The following is a 20,147-nucleotide window of genomic DNA, read 5'->3' on the forward strand; positions in this document are numbered from 1 at the left end:
AGCTTTGACTGAGCAAGAGGGTCAAAGCTTTTTCGTTGCTTGTCCGGGTGGGGAGAACCTGTTAAACTTATGGGGATTCAGTAGGAGACGGAGCGATTGCCTTGGATAACGATAAAACAATTATTCCTATGCCTGGTCTTTACGAAAACTACATTGAACAAGGCACGAGAGCTGTGGAGGAGCAAGAATACGAGGCTGCTGAACAATGCTTCAAAACGGCTCTCTTAGTGGAACCGGACGGCATCCGCGCCCGGTTCGGTTACATTTTGAGCCTGTATCAAAACGGCAAACTCGCGGAAGCGAAAAGTCGCTGCGAATCGTTCATTTGCGATGAAATCGGGGACATCGATGATTATTTTGATGCCTTGCACGTCTATGCCTCGATTTTGAGAGATCTCGGCGAGACCGATCAGGCAGCGGCTATTTTGAAAATGACCTTGCAAAACCAAGACATGCCGAGCGTGGAAACGGCGGAGAAATTTCGCCAATGGCTGCGGTTGTTTTTGGAGAATGCGAAACAAGGAACAACGGCTGGTGAATCAGATCGTGAAACCGTACCCGGCGAAGACGGTTTTTTAGACGAAGAGAAATGGTCGGATGCGAAACAACTTTTGACGGATCCGGATTGCGACCCTTACGTAAAGAGTCTCTTGTTGAAAGACTTGAAGGCAGACGGTTTAAAGAAGGAAGTTTCGGTACACAAGTTGGGCCAAACCTTAACCGTAGATCTCGGGACATTGCCTGATAATGAAGACGACGATTTGTATCAAAGCGTCCGAAGTCGTCTGGAACAGCTGCTTGAGTCCGAAAACCCTACTTTGTACGAGATGGCGTTGCAACTTTGGGACCATTTCACGATGACCTTGTATCCGATCGCGTTATCACCGAGGCGGCCGGAATTGTGGGCCGCGGCCGTCTACGTATATGTGCATGAAATTAACGGCATGCAGCAAGATGCGAACTCGGTTGCAGTGTTGCATGAGGTTTCCGCTTCTGAATTGGCAAAGACGGTCGAATACATCGATACGGTGGAAACGTCGACCTCGTTTTAGCTCTTGTGCCAATGCTTGCCGCCGTTTGTGTTATTGTTGAAAACAGGGCGTCCTATGTTATAATGAGATGGTTGTAAACGAACGGACATCGATTGAATAATTGGTTGGAGGGAAAGGATTTTATGACTGCGAAATGGGAAAAAACGGACAAAAATGTCGGTCAATTGACGGTAGAGGTTGATGCCGAGAAAGTTAATCATGCGCTGGATGAAGCGTTTAAAAAAGTCGTCAAACAAGTAAACGTACCCGGATTTCGTAAAGGAAAAGTACCGCGATTCATTTTCGAACAACGTTTCGGTGTTGAATCGCTTTATCAAGATGCGCTTGATCTTTTGCTTCCGAAAGCTTACACGGAAGCGGTCGACGAAACGGAAATCGAACCGGTGGCTCAGCCGGAGGTCGACATTGAGCAAATCGAGAAAGGCAAGCCGCTTGTCTTTAAGGCGACCGTAACGGTTAAGCCGGAAGTGAAGCTCGGCGAATACAAAGGGTTTGAAGTCGAGGAACAAGAGACGGAAGTGACCGAGGAAGAGATCGAGAGCGAAGTGAAACAGCTTCAGGAACGTTTCGCTGAACTCGTCGTGAAGGAAGAAGGCGAGATCGAAAACGGCGATACGGCGGTCATCGATTTTGAAGGATTCGTCGACGGGGAAGCTTTCGAAGGCGGAAAAGCGGAAAATCACTCGTTGGAAATCGGCTCAGGTTCGTTCATCCCGGGATTCGAGGAGCAGTTGATCGGGCTCAAAGCGGGAGACGAGAAGGATATCAACGTTACGTTTCCGGAAGATTACGAGGCTGAGGACTTGAAAGGCAAAGAAGCCGTTTTCAAAGTGAAGGTTCATGAAGTGAAACAAAAGCAGCTTCCGGAGCTTGACGATGAGTTCGCCAAAGATGCGGACGAAGAAGTGGAAACGCTCGAAGCATTGAAGGAAAAGATCGGCAACCGCTTGAAAGAACAAAAGGAACAACAAGCGGAAAATTACAAGCGTGACACGGTTGTGGAAAAGGCGAGTGAAAACGCCGAAATCGAATTGCCCGAAGCGATGATCGATAACGAGTTGGATCGGATGCTGCAGGAGTTCGAACAAAGGTTGCAAATGCAAGGGGTGTCCCTTGACATGTACTTCCAGTTTTCCGGAACTGACAAAGACGGACTTCGCGAACAGATGAAAGACGACGCCGTGAAACGTTTGCGCGCCAACTTGACGCTTGAAGCGATCGCGAAAGCGGAAGACGTGCAGGTGAGTGATGAAGACGTCGAGAAGGAACTGGAAAAAATGGCCGAGCAATATAAACAATCGGTCGATCAAATCAAAGCGCTGCTTGCCGCGCAAGGAAGCGGCACAGAGGCGATCAAGGAAGACTTGAAGCTTCGCAATACGGTGGAATTCCTTGTCGAGCAAAGCAAAACGGTAAAGAAAGACGAAGCTTCTTCCGATAAAAAAGAGGAAGCGGAAAAACAATAAGCGGCGGATTTTTGCGGGGCACGATTTTTTGCGATCGTGCCTCCTGCCTTATTTATCGATCAGGATGAATCGGTTGTTTGAAAAGAACCCTTTTGAGGAAGAATAATCATTAGGATTTGGATTATACATATAGTATGCCGTCATGCAGCTTGTGGATCGCCGGAAAGGTTATTGTTTTCGTTTCCGTCGTTGTTTATGGTACAATGCGTACATAATCGGATCACATGTTGACCACTGTCTTGGTGATCATAAGTAAGGGGTGATTTCATGTTTAAATTCAACGAAGAAAAAGGACAATTAAAGTGTTCGTTTTGTGGAAAAACACAAGATCAAGTTCGCAAACTGGTCGCTGGACCGGGTGTATATATTTGTGACGAATGCATCGAACTGTGTACGGAAATCGTTGAGGAAGAGCTCGGATCGGAACAGGACGTGGAATTCAAGGAAGTTCCGAAACCCCAGGAGATCCGTGAAATTCTCAACGATTACGTCATCGGCCAGGACCAAGCCAAGAAAAATTTGTCGGTGGCGGTGTACAATCACTACAAACGCATCAACTCCGTTAACAATCATGACGACGTGGAACTCGCGAAAAGCAACATTGTGATGCTTGGACCGACGGGAAGCGGAAAGACGCTGCTCGCCCAGACGCTGGCACGCATTTTAAATGTGCCGTTCGCCATTGCGGACGCGACATCACTGACGGAAGCCGGCTATGTCGGGGAAGATGTCGAAAACATCTTGCTCAAGCTCATTCAAGCTGCCGATTACGACGTCGAGAAAGCCGAAAAAGGCATCATTTACATCGATGAAATCGATAAAATTGCCCGTAAATCGGAAAATCCGTCGATTACGAGGGATGTATCCGGCGAAGGGGTTCAACAAGCCTTGTTGAAAATTCTTGAAGGAACGACGGCGAGCGTGCCGCCGCAAGGCGGAAGGAAGCATCCGCATCAAGAGTTTATCCAAATCGACACGACGAACGTGCTGTTTATTTGCGGCGGTGCCTTTGACGGCATCGAGCAAATCATAAAGCGCCGTCTCGGCAAGAAAGTGATCGGTTTTGGTTCCGACGCGAAATCACCGGAACTCGACCAGTCCGAGTACTTGGAAAAAGTGCTTCCGGAAGACTTGCTTCACTACGGCTTGATTCCGGAATTCATCGGCCGCCTGCCGGTCACCGCAAGTCTTTCGCCGCTCGACGAAGATGCGCTCGTGGAAATCTTGACGAAGCCGAAAAATGCGCTCGTGAAGCAATACAAAAAATTGCTGGAACTCGACCATGTCGAACTCGAATTTACGGACGACGCGCTGCGAGAAATCGCAAAATTGGCGATCAAGCGCAAGACGGGAGCGCGCGGATTGCGTTCGATTATCGAAGGAATCATGTTGGACGTTATGTTCGAACTGCCTTCAAAAAACGACATCGTGAAGTGCACGATTACAAAAGAGACGGTCACGGACAACATGTCGCCGACTTTGATCATGGAAGACGGAACGATCGTCGAAGAGAAGAAAGAGCCGAAAGAAAGCGCCTGAGAACGAATAGCAAACGAAGAGCCGGTTGAAAAACCAGCCGAATGAAATGTTCGGTTGGTTTTTTGTATACGAACGAGCAAAGGCACGATCGGCCAGTGACGAAGGCTTCGGATCAGCGAAGATTTCTTCGCCGATCCTGTTTATCGCAACTCTCACCGGGAGATAATATGCATGGTGCAAAACATTTCCGGGAGGTTGATGAACAACGATGAGTTGGACTTCGATTGCTTTAATCATACAGCTGTTTTTCGGTGTCGTGATCGGTCTTTATTTTTGGAACTTGTTAAAAAACCAGCGTACGCAAAAGGTTTCGATCGATAAAGAATCGCGCAAAGAAATGGAACAATTGCGCAGGATGAGAAGCATTTCCTTATCTGAACCGCTTGCCGAAAAAGTGAGACCGGCTTCCTTCCGCGAAATCGTCGGTCAAGAAGACGGCATTCGCTCGTTGAAAGCCGCTTTATGCGGTCCGAATCCGCAGCATCTCTTAATTTACGGTCCGCCGGGGGTAGGAAAAACGGCTGCCGCCCGGCTCGTATTGGAAGAGGCAAAGAAAAATCCGCAATCGCCCTTCAAGAGAAACGCTGTCTTTGTTGAACTGGACGCCACGACAGCGAGATTCGACGAACGCGGGATTGCCGATCCATTGATTGGCTCCGTGCACGATCCGATTTATCAAGGCGCCGGCGCAATGGGACAAGCTGGTATTCCGCAGCCGAAGCAAGGGGCCGTTTCCCATGCACACGGCGGTGTCCTTTTTATCGATGAAATAGGCGAGCTGCATCCGATTCAAATGAATAAACTGTTAAAGGTGCTCGAGGATCGCAAAGTTTTTCTTGAAAGCGCCTATTACAGCGAGGAAAACACGCAAATCCCGAATCATATTCACGACATTTTCAAAAACGGGCTTCCGGCGGATTTCCGCATGATCGGTGCCACTACTCGGCAGCCGCAGGAGATTCCGCCTGCGATTCGCTCACGGTGTCTCGAAGTATTCTTTCGCGAAATTCGCCCAGACGAAATTCGAAGCATTGCCGAACGTGCCGCCAAAAAAGTAAATTTCACCGTTTCGGACGCGGGAATTGACTTGTTGGCGAAATATGCGCAAAATGGCAGAGAGGCGGTTAATTTGATTCAAATCGCGGCGGGACTCGCGATCGCGGATCAAAAGAAAGAAATCAGCTTATCCGATATTGAATGGGTGCTGCATTCGAGTCAAAGTTCTCCACGACCGCAGAAACGTATTCACGGACACCCGGAAATCGGCGTCGTCAACGGGTTAGCGGTATACGGTCCGAACACGGGCGCGTTGTTGGAGATTGAAGTGACGGCCATTCGCGTACAGCGAAAAGGAACGCTTAACATTACCGGAATTGTGGAAGAGGAAAATATCGGGAATCAAAGCAAGTCGGTCAGACGAAAAAGTCTCGCGAAAGGTTCCGCAGAAAATGTGTTGACGGTTTTAAGGACTCTCGGTTTGCCGACCCATCACTATGACATTCACATTAATTTCCCCGGCGGTATTCCGGTGGACGGGCCGTCGGCTGGTACGGCAATGGCAACAGCCGTCTACTCGGCAATCAAGAAACGTCCGGTTGATCACGTTGTGGCGATGACCGGAGAAATCAGCGTGCGCGGCATGGTGAAACCGGTTGGAGGTGTCGTCGCGAAAGTAGAAGCGGCGAGGCAAGCAGGCGCCGAGCGCGTGTTGATTCCCCGTGAAAACAATCAATCAATTTTACATGAAATTGAAGGGATTGAAGTCGTTCCCGTTGATACGTTTGAGCAAGTATTACATTTTGCGCTCAATTCCACGGATGAGAAAGAACAGAAAGAACTTTCATCAACGCCAGGGGTGGTGTTTCCGTCATCTACCCGTTCGTTATAGAGGTTGATCAATTATTTGGAGGTGTACCCGATGGCAAATGATAAAAATTCAATCATTCCCCTCCTGCCTCTTCGCGGCTTGCTCGTGTATCCTTCCATGGTCGTTCATCTAGACGTCGGCCGCGAAAAGTCCATTAAAGCTCTCGAACAAGTGATGATGAACGATCAACTCATTTTTTTGTCGACGCAGTTAGAAGTGGCTGTCGAAGATCCTTCTCCCGAAGATTTGTACGAAGTGGGTACGATCGTTAAAGTGAATCAAATGTTGAAATTGCCGAACGGCACGATTCGCATTCTTGTTGAAGGGGAGAGACGCGCGAAGATCAAGCAGTTTACGCAGGAAAATGAATATCTTGAAGTCGCGTACGAAGAATTGCAAGAACATCGAGACCCGGGACTCGAGGAGCAAGCACTCGTGCGTTCCGTTTTGCACCTGTTTGAGCAGTATACCTCAATGTCGAAGAAAATTTCCGCAGAAACGTACGCTTCCGTGGCCGATGCCGAAGACCCCGGCTATTTGGCGGACATCGTTGCTTCTCATTTGCCATTAAAAATTAGGCAAAAACAACGGATTTTGGAAACACTCGATATTAAGGAACGTCTTCATAAAATTATTGAAATTTTGAACAATGAAAAAGAAGTGTTAGGTCTCGAAAAGAAAATCGGGCAACGCGTCAAACATTCCATGGAAAAGACACAAAAAGAATATTATTTGCGTGAACAAATGAAGGCGATTCAAAAAGAACTCGGGGAAAAAGAAGGAAAGAACGGCGAAATCGCAGAGTTTAAAGAAAAAATTGAAGAAGCGTCGATGCCGGAAAATATCGAGGAGGCGGCGCTGAAAGAGCTTGACCGCTACGAAAAGGTTCCCGCAAGTTCGGCGGAGAGTTCGGTGATCCGCAATTACATCGAATGGTTGATCCAGCTTCCGTGGAAGGATGAAACGGACGACAATCTTAACATTCGAAATGCGGAAAGAATATTGAACGAAGATCATTACGCGCTCGAGAAAGTGAAAGAGCGGGTATTGGAATATTTGGCGGTGCAACAACTTACCCGTTCGATGAAAGGACCGATCCTCTGTCTTGTCGGCCCGCCGGGCGTCGGAAAAACGTCGCTCGCCCGTTCAGTGGCTAGAGCGTTGAACCGGAAATTCGTCCGCATTTCATTAGGCGGCGTCCGGGACGAAGCGGAAATCCGCGGGCACCGACGCACTTATGTTGGCGCCATGCCGGGAAGAATCATTCAAGGAATGAAAAAGGCGAAAACGATCAACCCGGTGTTTTTGCTTGACGAAATCGACAAGATGGCAAGCGATTTCCGCGGCGATCCTTCATCCGCTTTGCTGGAAGTGCTCGATCCCGAACAAAACCATACGTTCAGCGATCATTTCATTGAAGAACCGTACGATTTATCGAAGGTAATGTTTATCACAACCGCCAATTACGTCGCGGGGATCCCGCAGCCGCTGTTGGACCGAATGGAAATGATTTATATCGCCGGTTATACGGAACTGGAAAAGCTCCACATTGCCGAACGGCATTTGTGGCCGAAACAATTGAAAGAACACGGATTAAGCAAAGATAAAGTACAAATTCGAGAGGGAGCGGTCCGAAAAGTGATCCGCCAGTATACGCGCGAAGCAGGCGTACGCACGTTGGAGCGTCAGTTGGCGGCCGTTTGCCGGAAAGCGGCGAAAATTCTCGTTTCCGGAGACAAGAAGCGTGTGATCGTTACGGAAAACACGATTGAAGAGCTTCTCGGCAAAGCGCGTTTTCGTTACGGCAAAGCCGAAGAAGAAGACCAAATCGGCGCGGCAACAGGGCTTGCGTATACGACAGCAGGCGGAGACACGTTATCGATCGAAGTTTCGCTTTATCCGGGTAAGGGAAGGCTGACGTTGACCGGCCAACTCGGCGATGTCATGAAGGAATCGGCACAAGCGGCTTTTAGTTATATCCGGTCGCGCGCGAAAGAATTCGACATCGATCCTGATTTTCATGAAAAAAATGATATTCACATTCACGTACCAGCCGGAGCAACGCCGAAGGATGGGCCGTCGGCGGGGATAACAATCGCAACGGCATTAGTTTCGGCCTTGACAGGGATGGCCGTGAAAAGGGAAATCGGCATGACGGGCGAAATCACGCTTCGCGGCAGAGTGCTGCCTATCGGCGGGTTGAAAGAAAAGACGTTGAGCGCTCACCGCGCAGGTTTGAAAACGATCGTGTTTCCGAAAGACAACGTAAAAGATTTGGATGACATCCCTGAGAGCGTTCGTAAAGAAATCGACATGGTTCCGGTGACGCATATGGACGAAGTGTTGAAACATGCGCTAGTGGAGGATGTGACAACCGTTCGTTAAGCAGACTGTCGCCGTTTTTTTGCGGCATGCAAATGCGGTTGAAATACGTTTCGAAGATTGCGGAGGAGAAACGATGAAAGTTCACTCGGTAGAATTGTTAATCAGCGCCGTTCACCCGAAGCAGTATCCCTCGGGCGGGCGGCCTGAAATTGCATTGGCGGGACGCTCCAATGTGGGAAAATCCTCGCTCATCAACAAGATTCTCAATCGAAAGAGCATCGCAAGAATCTCTCAAAAACCCGGCAAAACCCAAACGCTGAATTTTTACAAGGTCAATGATTCTTTTATTTTCGTCGACGTTCCCGGTTACGGCTATGCAAAGGTTTCGAAAAAGCAGAAAGAAACGTGGGGACCGATGATTGAAACGTACATGACGAAGCGGCCGTATTTGAAAGCTGTTATTTTAATCGTAGACGCGAGAAGACCGCCGACGAACGACGATCAAATGATGTATGACTGGTTAAAGCATTTTGGAATCCCGGTGATCGTAGCGGCGACGAAAGCGGACAAAATAAAAAAATCGCAGTACAGCAAGGCGCTGCAAGCTGTAAAAACAACGCTCGACATGGAGGAATCGGACCGCTTGATCTTGTTTTCGGCACAATCGGGAACAGGAAAAGACGATCTTTGGAAGGCAATTTTGTCCTATGTGTAAGTGAACACCGAGCAATTTTAAGGAAAGACTAGTCATTCCGCCTTATTTACATAATAATCAAAGCATATGCCTAATTATGCAGACATAGCATGTTTGTCCTCTTATTTGAATATTGTTACTGTAAAGAAGTTGAACAAATCGGAAAGGGGTCAATAACATGATCTTGAAGAAATCCTTCATGCTGTTGCTCATGATGACGGTGCTCGTTGCTCTAGCTGCATGCGGTTCCAGTCAGTCAAACGGCGGCGGTTCGGGCGATGGTGAAAATGCCTCCGAATTTAAGCTCGTTGAACCCGGAAAGTTTACATTTGCGGCTTCCGGCGAATTTAAGCCGTTCAGTTTCATGAAAGACGGCAAAATGGTCGGTTACGACATTGCTGTAGGTCAGGCCATAGCAGAAAAACTCGGCCTTGAACCGAATCAGCAAAAGGTGAAATTTTCCGGAATTGTCTCCGGCGTCCAACATCATCGTTACGATGCGGCTGTAGCCAGCCACACGATTACTCCGGAGCGCAAAGAACATGTCAATTTCTCGCAACCGTATTATTATTCGGGTCCGCAAATCTTCACGCGCCCTGGCAGCGAAATCGAAACAGCCGAAGATTTGAAAGACAAAGAAATATGCGTTTCCCGCGGGTCGACCTATGTAAAAATCGCGAAAAAATATACGGATAACATTTCTCTCGTCGATAGTGACGTCGTTGCTTTGCAAGGGTTGGCTAAAGGTCATTATGACGTGGTTATCACTGATGCGATCACTGGTCAAAAAGCGATCAACAGCGGCGTCAAAATTGAAGGGAAACAAGTGCTTGGCCAAAGCAAGCAAGCGGTAGCGGTTCCGAAAGACCGTCCGAAATTGTTGGAAGCGATCAACGAAGCGTTGACCGAATTGAAGGAAAGCGGAGAACTCAAAGAGATCAGCATGCAGTGGATTCATAAAGATATCACGAAACCGCTCAACGAAAATCAATAATGTTCGGAATGTGCGCGGATTCCGCGCACATTCTTAACCTTCAAGGAGGGATTTGCTTGGCGGGATTTTTCCATGCTTTTTTCGAAAGTTTTGATTTGTTTCTCAACGGATTAAGGATCACACTTGAAATAACGGTAAGTTCCATCTTTTTCGCCTTGATTATCGGGCTCTTGTTTGCCCTTTTTAAAATATCCGGAATCTCTATTTTAAAAGGCATTGCTGACATTTATGTTTGGCTTGTTAGAGGAACGCCGCTCATCGTGCAGATTTTCGTCATTTATTATGGACTTGTTGATATCATTATGGTTCCACAGTTTTGGGCGGGAACCGCTGCGCTTTCTTTTCATATTGGCGCTTACATTACGGAAATCGTCAGAGGCACGATTCAATCGATTGATAAGGGGCAAACTGAAGCCGGACGCTCGCTAGGGATGACCAAAATGCAAACGATGAAAAGAATCGTATTGCCGCAAGCGTTTCGCAGGGCTGTCCCGCCGCTCGGCAATCAATTCATCATCGCCTTGAAAGACTCTTCTCTCGTTTCGTTTATCGGCATGCAGGAATTGTTTGGCGTGGCGAATACGCAAGGGTCGAATCATTACGCTTTTTTGACGTACTATACGATCGTGGCGATTTATTATTTGTTCATCGTTTTGATTCTTACTCTATGCGTGAACTTATTAGAGAAACGCTTATCCGAAAGCGAATAGGAGGTTCGGTATGTCTGAAGGCAAAGTGATGATCGAAGTCGAGCAGTTAAACAAGTCGTTCGGGGATCTCCACGTGTTGAAAGACATCGATATGACGGTGAAAGAAAGCGACGTCGTCGTACTGATCGGCGCGAGCGGTTCAGGAAAAAGCACGCTGCTCCGCTGTCTCAATTTTCTCGAAATGAAGGATAGCGGTAACATTCTTATCGAAGGGGAAAAGATAGAGGCCCATACGCACAATTTGAACGAAGTCCGCCAACGTGTCGGCATGGTGTTTCAGCATTTCAACTTGTTTCCGCACAAAACGGTGCTCGGCAACGTAATCGAAGCTCCGACGCAAGTTAAGAAAGTGCCGAAAGAACAAGCGATCAAGGAAGGTAAAAAGCTCTTGGACAAAGTTGGACTCGGCGATAAATATGACGTTTATCCTTCGAAATTATCCGGCGGGCAGAAACAGCGCGTTGCGATCGCCCGTGCGTTAGCAATGAAACCGGACATCATGCTGTTCGACGAACCGACGTCTGCGCTTGATCCGGAGCTTGTCGGAGAGGTGCTGGCGACCATGAAGCAGCTCGCGAACGAAGGCATGACGATGGTCGTCGTCACTCACGAAATGGGGTTTGCCCGTGAAGTCGGCGATTGGCTCGTTTACATGCATGACGGTCGTATCGTTGAACGCGGCGATCCGAAAAAAGTGTTTGAACATCCGCAGGAAGAAAGAACGAAAGAGTTTTTAAGCACGATCTTGTAAAACAAGAAGGACAATGCTCCGCGGCTGCCGGGCATTGTCCTTTTTGCGATTAAACAAAATAGACGACGTAAATGTAAAGGCTTGACAAGATCAAGGAAAGAAACGTGAGCGGCGCGCCAATTTTTAAAAAGTCGAGGTAAGTGAATCCTTGCCCTTCTTTTGTTGCCATGCCGGCGACGATGACGTTCGCCGAAGCGCCGATAAGTGTCCCGTTTCCGCCGAGGCAAGCCCCGAGTGCGAGCGACCACCATAAAACGTTGGCTTTCTCTTGATGGCCGTCCAAACCAAGACCGGCGATCATGTCTTGAATTAACGGAATCATGGTTGCCACATATGGAATGTTGTCAATCGTAGCAGACGCGACTCCCGAGACCCAAAGAATGAGCATTGAGGCGACCGTCAAGTCTCCGCCGGTAATTTCCAAAGCACCGGAAGCGAGATATTCAATCACACCGACGTCGACGAGTCCTCCGACAAGCGTAAATAACCCGACGAAGAAAAAGATCGTTCCCCATTCGACATCGTGAAACACTTCCTCGAAATCTTCGTCCTTAACCCCGATCAACATGAGCAGCGTCGCCCCGCTCATCGCGATAACCGGGGCTTCGACGTGAATGATCGAATGCAGCACGAAGCCGAGAATCGTCAATCCGAGGACGACCATGCTTTTTTTCATTAATCTTTCATTTTTGATAAAGGCTTTTTCGTCCAATTCCATTAATTCTTCCCGTTTAGACGTCTCGACGACCATTTGTTTTCGATAAATGAAATACAAAACGAATGCGGAAACGAATCCGATGACAACGACAATCGGGGCTAAATTCACAAGAAACGCGTTGAAAGAAAGTCCGGTCGCCGCGCCGATCATAATGTTCGGCGGGTCGCCAATCAATGTCGCCGTTCCGCCGATGTTGGAAAACAATATTTCCGAAATGAGAAACGGAACGGGGTTGACCCCGAGAATTCGCGTAATCGAAAACGTGATCGGAACGATGAGCAGAACCGTCGTCACGTTATCCAAAAAGGCGGAGCCGACGCCAGTTAAAGCGCATAGAATAAGCAAAATTTTCATCGGTTCGCCTTTCACTTTTTTCGCTGCCCAAACCGCTGCATATTGGAAAACGCCGGTTTTGTTCGTGATTCCGACAAGGATCATCATGCCGACGAGCAAAACGATCGTGCCCCATTCAATATGTTCCGTAAACGCGGCATGCATCTCGACGATTCCGAAAATGACGATGAGCCCTGCTCCGGCAAGTGCTACGACGGTGCGGTTCAGCTTCTCGGAAATGATGAACACATAAGCAAGGACAAAGACGGCGACGGCAATAATGATTTGCATGGTTGAAGCTTCGGTTTCCATGGCTTTCCCCCTTGTAAATTCTTCCATAAAAACAAAAGAGGAGCCCGTCGGTGACAGGCTCCTCCAATAAAACAAACAATCTTTTTTATTCGGTTGCTCTTACTATAAACGATTTTTCTGTTGGGATCAAGCAGAACCTTTTTGTCAAAATTGATTACGAGATCGGCTTGCTTTTTTTCTTCGTATCTTGTAAACTAGCATCAAAACTCATGATATAGTATGTGATCTCTTGATCGGATACTATATATGGTATATCGTGTCACGTTTCAGGTGTCATTTGGAGACTTAATAGGGAATCCGGTGAAATGCCGGAGCTGTCCCCGCAACTGTAAATGCCGACGAAATGAGAACATCCACTGGAAAGAGAAGAGCTGTCCAGAGCTCTTCGCCGGGAAGGACTCAGAGTAGGAAGAAGCATGAGCCAGTAGACCTGCCGAAACGTGCATGTTTCCAATCTTCGGGGACTGAGATTGAGAGACGGCACATCCTGCTTCGCCATCCAAGGCTTGTCTTTTTGTGCCGTTTTTCACCTCATCCCGCAAAAGGATGAGTTTTTTTCATTTTATAAGGAGGTTTGTGAATGTCTATTGCATTGGAAAGCGAAGCATTGAACATGTGGATGGCCGAAGCGTGTGCCGGACTGAGGAAATGTGATCCGGAAAAATTGCAATACAGGTTTGAAAAGCAAGTTCACGATCGAATGGAAGCGGATGAAAAAAGGGATTTGTTGATTCGCACAGCCTGTGAAATGACGACCGCAGAAGAGCCGGACTGGCAATATGCGGCTGCTCGTCTCCATTTGAAACGCCTGTATGCGGTCGCAGCAGCTCATCGCGGCAATGAAGGCGGCTATGGTTCTTTGTACGCATTGATGGAACAGTTGACTGCAAAAGGGTGGTACGGAACTTATCTGTTGGAGGCGTACACGCGCGAGGAAGTCGAAACTTTGGAAGCTTACATGAAACCAGAACGGGATCAATTGTTTCATTATGCCGGTGTCAAAACGTTGTCCGATCGTTACTTGATCAAGGGATTGAACGGGGAAGTGCTTGAACTGCCGCAAGAATTATTCATGGGTGTTGCCATGCACTTGGCCATGCGCGAGAAGGACAAATTAGGATGGGCAAAACAGTTTTATGATGTGTTGTCGAGACTTGAGGTAACGGTGGCTACGCCGACGCTCAATACCGCCCGAAAACCCGAACCGCAATTGTCGAGCTGCTTTATCGATACTGTGGAAGACGATTTATGGAACCTTTACAACGTCAATCAAAGTTTCGCACAGGTGTCGAAGCGCGGAGGCGGACAAGGGATTTACATAGGCAAAGTAAGAAGCCGCGGATCCGATATTAACGGGTTTAAAGGAGTCGCAGGAGGTGTTGTCCCGTGGATCAAAAACTACAACAACACGGCGCTGGCGGTCGACCAGCTCGGCGTTCGGCGGGGAGCGGCGGCGATTTATCTCGACGTCTGGCACGCGGACATTTTCGACTTCCTTAATTTGAAAACAAATAACGGTGACGACCGAATGAAGGCGCACGACATTTTTCCGGGTGTTTGCGTTCCCGATTTGTTCATGAGGACTGTAAAGGAGCGCGGGAAATGGTATTTGTTTGATCCGCACGAAGTACGGAAGCGTATGGGCTTTCGCTTGGAGGACTTTTACGGCAAGGCGTTTGAGGAGAACTATACCGCATGTGTCCGCCACCCTGCATTACGGAAAAAGGAAGTCGAAGCGATCGACATTATGAAACGATTGCTGGCCAGCTGTTTTGAAACCGGGACGCCGTTTTTGTTTTTCCGCGATCATGTGAATCACGCTAACCCGAACAAACATCGCGGGATGATTTACAGCTCGAACCTTTGCACGGAAATATGTCAAAACATGAGTGCGACGACACTCGAAGAGACCGATCATAAAGGTGATCGGATCACGATGACAATGAAAAGCGGTGATTTCGTCGTATGCAATCTTTCGTCGATCAATCTCGGGAGCGTTCGGACGAAAGAGGATATCGAGCGCGTCGTTACTTGCCAAATCCGAATGATGGACAACGTCATCGATTTGAATACGTATCCGGTGAAACAGGCGGAAATTACAAATCAAAACTATCGCGCGCTCGGACTCGGTACTTCCGGTTATCATCAAATGTTGGCGCAATCGGGAATCGCCTGGGAGTCCGAAAACCATTTACGAAAAGCGGACGAGTGGTTTGAATGGATCAATTATTGCGCGGTAAAAGCGTCCGCCGAACTCGCGGAGGAAAAAGGGGCTTACCCGTTGTTCCGCGGCAGCGAATGGGAAACCGGGGAATATTTTGAACGGCGCGGCTACAAAGATGAAAAATGGCAAGCATTGCGGAAAAAAATCAAAGCGACCGGAATACGTAACGCCTATTTGTTGGCGGTTGCGCCGACGAGTTCGACGTCGTTGATCGCAGGCACAACCGCCGGGATTGATCCGGTCTTCCGGAAATTTTATATCGAAGAGAAGAAAAACGCGCTCATCCCGCAGACAGCACCGGGATTGAACGAGAAAACGACGTGGTATTACAAGGAAGCGCATTTGATCGACCAGCATTGGAGTATTCGCGCGGCAGGTGTCAGACAGCGCCACATTGACCAGTCGCAGTCGTTCAATTTGTACATTACACCGCAAATTACGGCTAAGGAAATGCTCGGGCTCATTGTTTCGGCATGGGAAAACGGCTTGAAAACCGTTTACTACGTGAGGAACCAAAGTCTCGAAGTGGACGAGTGCACGAGTTGTTCATCATAATTGACGAAACGGAGGATAAACGATGCAACGGGTGAAAAACAAACTATTTAACGAACACGGAGACCGTGATTGGGGAAAACGAAGAATCATTGGCGGCAACACAACGCATCTTATTGAATTGAACAATGTGAAATACGACTGGGCGTACAAGTTGTACCGCGGAATGATGAATAATTTTTGGATCCCGGAAGAAATTCCGCTCGCTCAGGATGCCAAAGATTATTCGGAATTAACCGATGCGGAAAGGGAAAGTTACGACAAAATCATCAGTTTTCTCATCTTTCTCGATTCGCTGTTGACGACGAACCTGCCGAATATTAATGATTACATTACCGCACCCGAAGTGAATATGGTCTTGACGGTTCATACGTTCCAGGAGGCGGTTCACTCGCAAAGCTACGGCTACATTCTCGAGAGTGTTTGCGATGCGCAAACGCGCGACAAGATTTACAACGAATGGCGGGAGGATCAGCAGTTATTGCGGCGCAACCGCTATATAACCGATCAATTCGAGCGCTTCATCGATGAACCGAACGACGAAAATTTCCTGCGGACGGTGATGGCCAATTATATCCTTGAGGGCATTTATTTTTATTCCGGTTTTTCGTTTTTCTATTCGCTTGCAAGAAGAGGGAAGATGAGCGGAACGGCCACGGAAATCAAATACATCCAACGCGATGAATTTACTCACCTCGCCTTGTTTCAAAACATCTTTCACGAATTGCGAAGAGAAAATCCGTCGTTGTTTACCGCCGGGATGGTCGAAGAATTGCGAGAGATGATGAGGAAAGGCGTGGAACATGAGATTGCTTGGGGGAATTATATTGTCGGGAATCGGATCAGCGGGTTAAGCAAAGGAATGATCGATGCCTACATCAAATATCTCTCTAACCAACGGTTGAAGCGGCTGAATTTGGACGTATTGTTTCCGGAAATTCGTGAACACCCGCTTCCTTGGGTGGAAGGGTTCGGAAACTTGAATGAGACGAAAACCGACTTTTTCGAACAAAAGGTGACGAATTACTCGAAGGCGTCCAATTTAAATTGGGATGAATTGTAAGGAAAACGGGCCGGCAACGCCGGTCCTCTATTTTATCGTTTTCGCCATGCCCGCCTTTCGGCATATGAAACGCATTTTCGGCAGACCGGAACTTTCTTCCCGGCATCGCTGAAATAATAACGGGCGTTTTTTGCCGGTTTCCTGCAAATTTCGCATTTTTCGAGGCCGAACCATTTTTTTATCGCTGGGAACAAACCTTTCACCTTCCTGTACGAATTGTTGTACGAGTTGCCAAGATTGAAACGGGTGTCGTTTTTTGATACTTTAAGAGAGGACTTCGGCACAAAGATTCAAATTCCCATCACAATTTATACATAGCGTTTGAACGTGCCGTGTTATAATAAGATTAGCATACGTACGGTTTTGGAGTGACATACATGCATATTTTAGTGGTCGGACTCAACCATCATACGGCACCGGTCGACATCCGGGAAAAATTCGCGTTCACCGAAGACAGCTTTGAGCAAGCGTTAAAGCAGTTGCGCGCCCAAAAGAGCATTCTCGAAGCGGTTGTCTTGTCGACGTGCAATCGTACGGAGATTTATGTCGTCGCTGATCAATCCCATACCGGACGTTATTATACGAAAGCTTTTCTGGCCGAATGGTTCGGAACCGATCGTGAAGTTTTCGCGCCGTATTTGGACATCCGCGAAGATGAACACGCCGTTGAGCATTTATTCAGGGTCTCTTGCGGGCTCGATTCGATGATTCTCGGCGAAACGCAGATTCTCGGACAAGTTCGTGAAGCTTTCTTTGCCGCACAACAGGCAAACACTACTGGGACATTGTTCAACCATGTTTTTAAACAAGCGTTGACGATCGCGAAGAAAGCACAAACGGAGACCAATATTAACGAGAATGCCGTATCCGTCAGCTACGCGGCGGTCGAATTGGCGAAGCAAATTTTCGGCAGCTTGGAAAGGAAGAACGTACTCATCGTCGGCGCGGGGAAAATGAGCGAATTGACGGCGAAACATTTGCATGCATGCGGGGTTTCCCACGTGACGGTTGCCAATCGCACGCATGCCCGTGCCGAACAGTTGGCGGACAAATTTTCCGGGAAGCCGATCGCCATGGAGGAAATCGGTCGATCTCTCGTGAAGGCGGACATCTTGATCAGTTCGACGGGTTCCGACGGGGTCGTCATAACGAAAGAGCGCGTCGCTGCGGCGGTGAAGAAGCGAAGGGGACGTCCGCTGTTCATGGTCGATATTGCTGTGCCGCGCGATATCGATCCGGCTTTGCATGAAATGGACGGTGTTTTCTTGTACGACATCGACGATTTGAATGAAATCGTGCAAACGAACCTTGCGGAGCGGAAAAAAGAAGCCGAGAAAATCGAGTTGATGATTGAGCGAGAATTGGCCGCATATCGCGACTGGCTGAATACGCTCGGCGTCGTTCCGATCATCACCGCTTTGCGGCAAAAAGCACTTGCGATTCAGGCGGAAACGATGGAAAGCATCGAGCGGAAACTGCCGGATCTTGACGAGCGTGAAAAAAAAGTGCTTCGAAAGCATACGAAAAGCATCGTCAACCAGTTGCTTCGTGATCCGATCACGGGCATAAAGGATTTGGCCGGAGAGCCAAACAGTGAACACGCTTTGCAATGGTTTACGAAACTGTTTGCGATCGAGGAAGAAGTGAAGGCGGAAATGGAAAAACAGGCGGCCACACAGCGCGCGGTGTCGACGCACGCTCCTTCGCCTTCCGTATCCGTTCAGGATGCGCCGGCACGCTCGTAAGAGGGTGGTGATACCTTGAATTACACGGGATGGCTCTATGAATATACGGTCATTCTTTACGCGCTGGCCGTTTTAGGATATTTCATAGATTTTTTGCAAAACAACCGGAAGGTAAACCGAACTGCCTTCTGGTTGCTTTCTATTGTATGGATTTTGCAAACGGTTTATTTCGTGGAAGAATTGCTGAGGATCGGGGAGTTTCCGATATTGACGCCGTCGAAAGGCTTGTTTTTTTACGCCTGGGTGTTGGTGACATTGTCGCTCGTCGTCAATCGTTTGTTCCGCGTCGACGTATTCGTTTTTTTCGTCAATGTCATCGGCTTTATGATCATGGCCGTTTATTTGTTCGCGCCATCGCCGCGCGTATCCGATGTGTTGACGAGTCATTTAATGTCCGGACTGCTTGTCATTCATGTCACGATCGCTTTTCTCGCTTACGGGGCGTTCACGCTGTCCTTTATTTTTTCGGCGATGTATTTCATCGAGCATCACATGTTGAAACGGAAAAAGTGGAACAAAAGGATGATTCGCTTCGGCAGTCTCTCTCAATTGGAACGGTGGTCGTTTCTTTGCAACATGGTCGGCGTTCCATTATTGTTGATCAGCCTTATTCTCGGCATGATTTGGGCCAGTCTCAGACTGCGGCATTTTTTCTGGTTCGATCCGAAAGTCATTTTATCTTTCGTAGTATTTCTCGCCTACAGCGCTTTTTTGTATCAAAAGGTGGCCAAAGGCAAGCACGGCAAAACGCTCGTTTACTGGAATACGGCGGCTTTTCTCGTTATACTCATCAACTATTTTCTGTCGGAAACATTAACGCATTTTCATTTATGGTCACAATGACGAGTTCAATAAATTAGGGGGTCTTCTCATGCGGACGATTACGGTCGGTTCGAGAAAAAGCAATTTGGCGCTCGTCCAAAGCCGTTGGGTTATCGAGCAATTAGCTGAAATCACTGATCGCTTCACGTTCGAAGTGAAAAAAATCAGCACGAAAGGGGATCGTATTCTCGACGTTACGCTTTCGAAAATTGGTGGCAAAGGGTTATTCGTTAAGGAAATTGAAAGAGCTTTATATGAACGCGAGATTGACATGGCGGTGCACAGCATGAAAGACATGCCTTCGGAAATGCCGGACGGGCTCGTGATCGCCTGCATCCCGGCGAGGGTGGATCCTCGCGACGTTCTCATTACCCGCGGAAATCAAAAATTGTCGGAATTGCCCTCAGGAGCGGTCGTTGGCACGAGCAGTTTGCGCCGCGGCGCGCAAGTGCTTGCCCATCGCCCCGATTTGCAAGTGGAACCGGTGCGCGGCAACATCGATACGCGTATAAGAAAATTGAAAGACGGTCAGTTCGACGCGATTGTTCTCGCTGCTGCCGGGCTCGTCCGGATGGGATGGACGGATGACATTGTCACAGAGTTTCTCGAGCCATCCATCTGCCTTCCTGCGGTCGGGCAAGGGGCGCTCGCGATCGAATGCCGCGAAGATGACCATGAGCTTTTGGCTCTACTCGGCGAAATCAACGATGAAGCTACGTTTCGGACAGTATCGGCCGAGCGGGCGTTTTTGCGCACGCTGGACGGCAGCTGCCAAACGCCGATTGCTGCATTTGCCGAAGAGCAAGACAACAACCGGGTAAAGTTGACCGGGCTCGTTTCCAGCATCGATGGAAAAACGCGGTTTCGCGGAGAGAAGATTGGCGTCGATCCGGAGGAAATCGGAGTCTCATTAGCGGAGGAACTGCTGGCGCAAGGAGCGAGAGACGTGCTGGCCGAAGTGAAAGAGGAGCTTGACTAAA

15 protein-coding genes and 1 riboswitch are annotated in these 20,147 nt (G+C 48.4%); of the genes, 14 read left to right on the top strand and 1 reads right to left on the bottom strand.

All coding sequences use genetic code 11. From position 1 onward, the window contains the following. The first annotated feature begins 101 nt into the window (after positions 1-101). The 9 genes from VFK44_07845 to VFK44_07885 all read left to right on the top strand — a co-directional run bounded on the left by VFK44_07845 (position 102) and on the right by VFK44_07885 (position 11,398). On the top strand, positions 102-1,052 hold the full coding sequence (locus VFK44_07845) for a hypothetical protein (GenBank protein ID HET7628286.1): 951 nt from the start codon (positions 102-104) through the stop codon (positions 1,050-1,052). A 122-nt stretch (positions 1,053-1,174) separates the two neighbouring features. After that, positions 1,175-2,518 carry a trigger factor gene (gene tig, locus VFK44_07850; protein ID HET7628287.1) on the top strand — a complete coding sequence of 448 codons (1,344 nt, stop codon included), beginning with the start codon at positions 1,175-1,177 and terminating at the stop codon, positions 2,516-2,518. A 267-nt stretch (positions 2,519-2,785) separates the two neighbouring features. Then, the gene (gene clpX / locus VFK44_07855) at positions 2,786-4,057 is read left to right on the top strand and encodes an ATP-dependent protease ATP-binding subunit ClpX (GenBank protein HET7628288.1); all 1,272 of its coding nucleotides are present in this window, start codon (positions 2,786-2,788) and stop codon (positions 4,055-4,057) included. Positions 4,058-4,265: 208 nt separating this feature from the next. Next, the gene (lonB, locus tag VFK44_07860) at positions 4,266-5,945 is read left to right on the top strand and encodes an ATP-dependent protease LonB (protein HET7628289.1); all 1,680 of its coding nucleotides are present in this window, start codon (positions 4,266-4,268) and stop codon (positions 5,943-5,945) included. Positions 5,946-5,975: 30 nt separating this feature from the next. Then, entirely contained in the window at positions 5,976-8,309 is a 2,334-nt protein-coding gene (lon, locus tag VFK44_07865; protein ID HET7628290.1) for an endopeptidase La, read from the top strand. Between the two features lie 73 nt (positions 8,310-8,382). Beyond that, positions 8,383-8,964 (top strand): ribosome biogenesis GTP-binding protein YihA/YsxC, encoded by a 582-nt coding sequence (gene yihA / locus VFK44_07870; GenBank protein ID HET7628291.1) that lies wholly within the window; start codon positions 8,383-8,385, stop codon positions 8,962-8,964. A gap of 157 nt (positions 8,965-9,121) precedes the next feature. Next, the gene (locus tag VFK44_07875) at positions 9,122-9,937 is read left to right on the top strand and encodes a transporter substrate-binding domain-containing protein (protein HET7628292.1); all 816 of its coding nucleotides are present in this window, start codon (positions 9,122-9,124) and stop codon (positions 9,935-9,937) included. Between the two features lie 56 nt (positions 9,938-9,993). Continuing rightward, complete coding sequence (locus VFK44_07880) at positions 9,994-10,647, top strand: amino acid ABC transporter permease (GenBank protein HET7628293.1); 654 nt, start codon at positions 9,994-9,996, stop codon at positions 10,645-10,647. Between the two features lie 10 nt (positions 10,648-10,657). Then, positions 10,658-11,398, top strand: a complete 741-nt coding sequence (locus VFK44_07885) for an amino acid ABC transporter ATP-binding protein (GenBank protein HET7628294.1) — start codon at positions 10,658-10,660, stop codon at positions 11,396-11,398. Between the two features lie 49 nt (positions 11,399-11,447). Here the strand turns inward: VFK44_07885 and VFK44_07890 are convergent, their stop codons facing one another. Beyond that, positions 11,448-12,761: an ArsB/NhaD family transporter gene (locus VFK44_07890; protein HET7628295.1), complete on the bottom strand. Its 1,314-nt coding sequence runs from the start codon at positions 12,759-12,761 to the stop codon at positions 11,448-11,450. Positions 12,762-13,012: 251 nt separating this feature from the next. Continuing rightward, positions 13,013-13,214, top strand: a riboswitch (cobalamin riboswitch). Positions 13,215-13,341: 127 nt separating this feature from the next. On the opposite strand from VFK44_07890, the gene VFK44_07895 reads away from it, so the two are divergent. The 5 genes from VFK44_07895 (at position 13,342) to hemC (ending at position 20,146) form a co-directional block, all read left to right on the top strand. Continuing rightward, positions 13,342-15,540, top strand: coding sequence for a ribonucleoside-diphosphate reductase subunit alpha (locus VFK44_07895; protein ID HET7628296.1), 2,199 nt, complete (start codon positions 13,342-13,344; stop codon positions 15,538-15,540). Positions 15,541-15,562: 22 nt separating this feature from the next. Continuing rightward, positions 15,563-16,600 (top strand): ribonucleotide-diphosphate reductase subunit beta, encoded by a 1,038-nt coding sequence (locus VFK44_07900; protein ID HET7628297.1) that lies wholly within the window; start codon positions 15,563-15,565, stop codon positions 16,598-16,600. 377 nt (positions 16,601-16,977) lie between these two features. Then, on the top strand, positions 16,978-18,345 hold the full coding sequence (gene hemA, locus VFK44_07905; GenBank protein ID HET7628298.1) for a glutamyl-tRNA reductase: 1,368 nt from the start codon (positions 16,978-16,980) through the stop codon (positions 18,343-18,345). Positions 18,346-18,360: 15 nt separating this feature from the next. After that, the gene (ccsA, locus tag VFK44_07910) at positions 18,361-19,188 is read left to right on the top strand and encodes a cytochrome c biogenesis protein CcsA (GenBank protein HET7628299.1); all 828 of its coding nucleotides are present in this window, start codon (positions 18,361-18,363) and stop codon (positions 19,186-19,188) included. Between the two features lie 28 nt (positions 19,189-19,216). Further along, positions 19,217-20,146: a hydroxymethylbilane synthase gene (hemC, locus tag VFK44_07915; protein HET7628300.1), complete on the top strand. Its 930-nt coding sequence runs from the start codon at positions 19,217-19,219 to the stop codon at positions 20,144-20,146. Position 20,147 lies beyond the last annotated feature (1 nt).

This window comes from Bacillales bacterium, from assembly GCA_035700025.1.
In the GTDB taxonomy this organism is placed as follows: Bacteria; Bacillota; Bacilli; order Bacillales; family DASSOY01; genus DASSOY01.

Excerpts from the sequence above, each read along its gene's own strand:
- clpX (HET7628288.1), top strand. The coding sequence starts at position 2,786 with ATGTTTAAATTCAACGAAGAAAAAGGACAATTAAAGTGTTCGTTTTGT.
- VFK44_07885 (HET7628294.1), top strand. The coding sequence starts at position 10,658 with ATGTCTGAAGGCAAAGTGATGATCGAAGTCGAGCAGTTAAACAAGTCG.
- VFK44_07895 (HET7628296.1), top strand. The coding sequence starts at position 13,342 with ATGTCTATTGCATTGGAAAGCGAAGCATTGAACATGTGGATGGCCGAA.
- VFK44_07900 (HET7628297.1), top strand. The coding sequence starts at position 15,563 with ATGCAACGGGTGAAAAACAAACTATTTAACGAACACGGAGACCGTGAT.
- lon (HET7628290.1), top strand. The coding sequence starts at position 5,976 with ATGGCAAATGATAAAAATTCAATCATTCCCCTCCTGCCTCTTCGCGGC.
- VFK44_07890 (HET7628295.1), bottom strand. The coding sequence starts at position 12,761 with ATGGAAACCGAAGCTTCAACCATGCAAATCATTATTGCCGTCGCCGTC.
- tig (HET7628287.1), top strand. The coding sequence starts at position 1,175 with ATGACTGCGAAATGGGAAAAAACGGACAAAAATGTCGGTCAATTGACG.
- hemA (HET7628298.1), top strand. The coding sequence starts at position 16,978 with ATGCATATTTTAGTGGTCGGACTCAACCATCATACGGCACCGGTCGAC.
- hemC (HET7628300.1), top strand. The coding sequence starts at position 19,217 with ATGCGGACGATTACGGTCGGTTCGAGAAAAAGCAATTTGGCGCTCGTC.
- lonB (HET7628289.1), top strand. The coding sequence starts at position 4,266 with ATGAGTTGGACTTCGATTGCTTTAATCATACAGCTGTTTTTCGGTGTC.
- yihA (HET7628291.1), top strand. The coding sequence starts at position 8,383 with ATGAAAGTTCACTCGGTAGAATTGTTAATCAGCGCCGTTCACCCGAAG.
- VFK44_07875 (HET7628292.1), top strand. The coding sequence starts at position 9,122 with ATGATCTTGAAGAAATCCTTCATGCTGTTGCTCATGATGACGGTGCTC.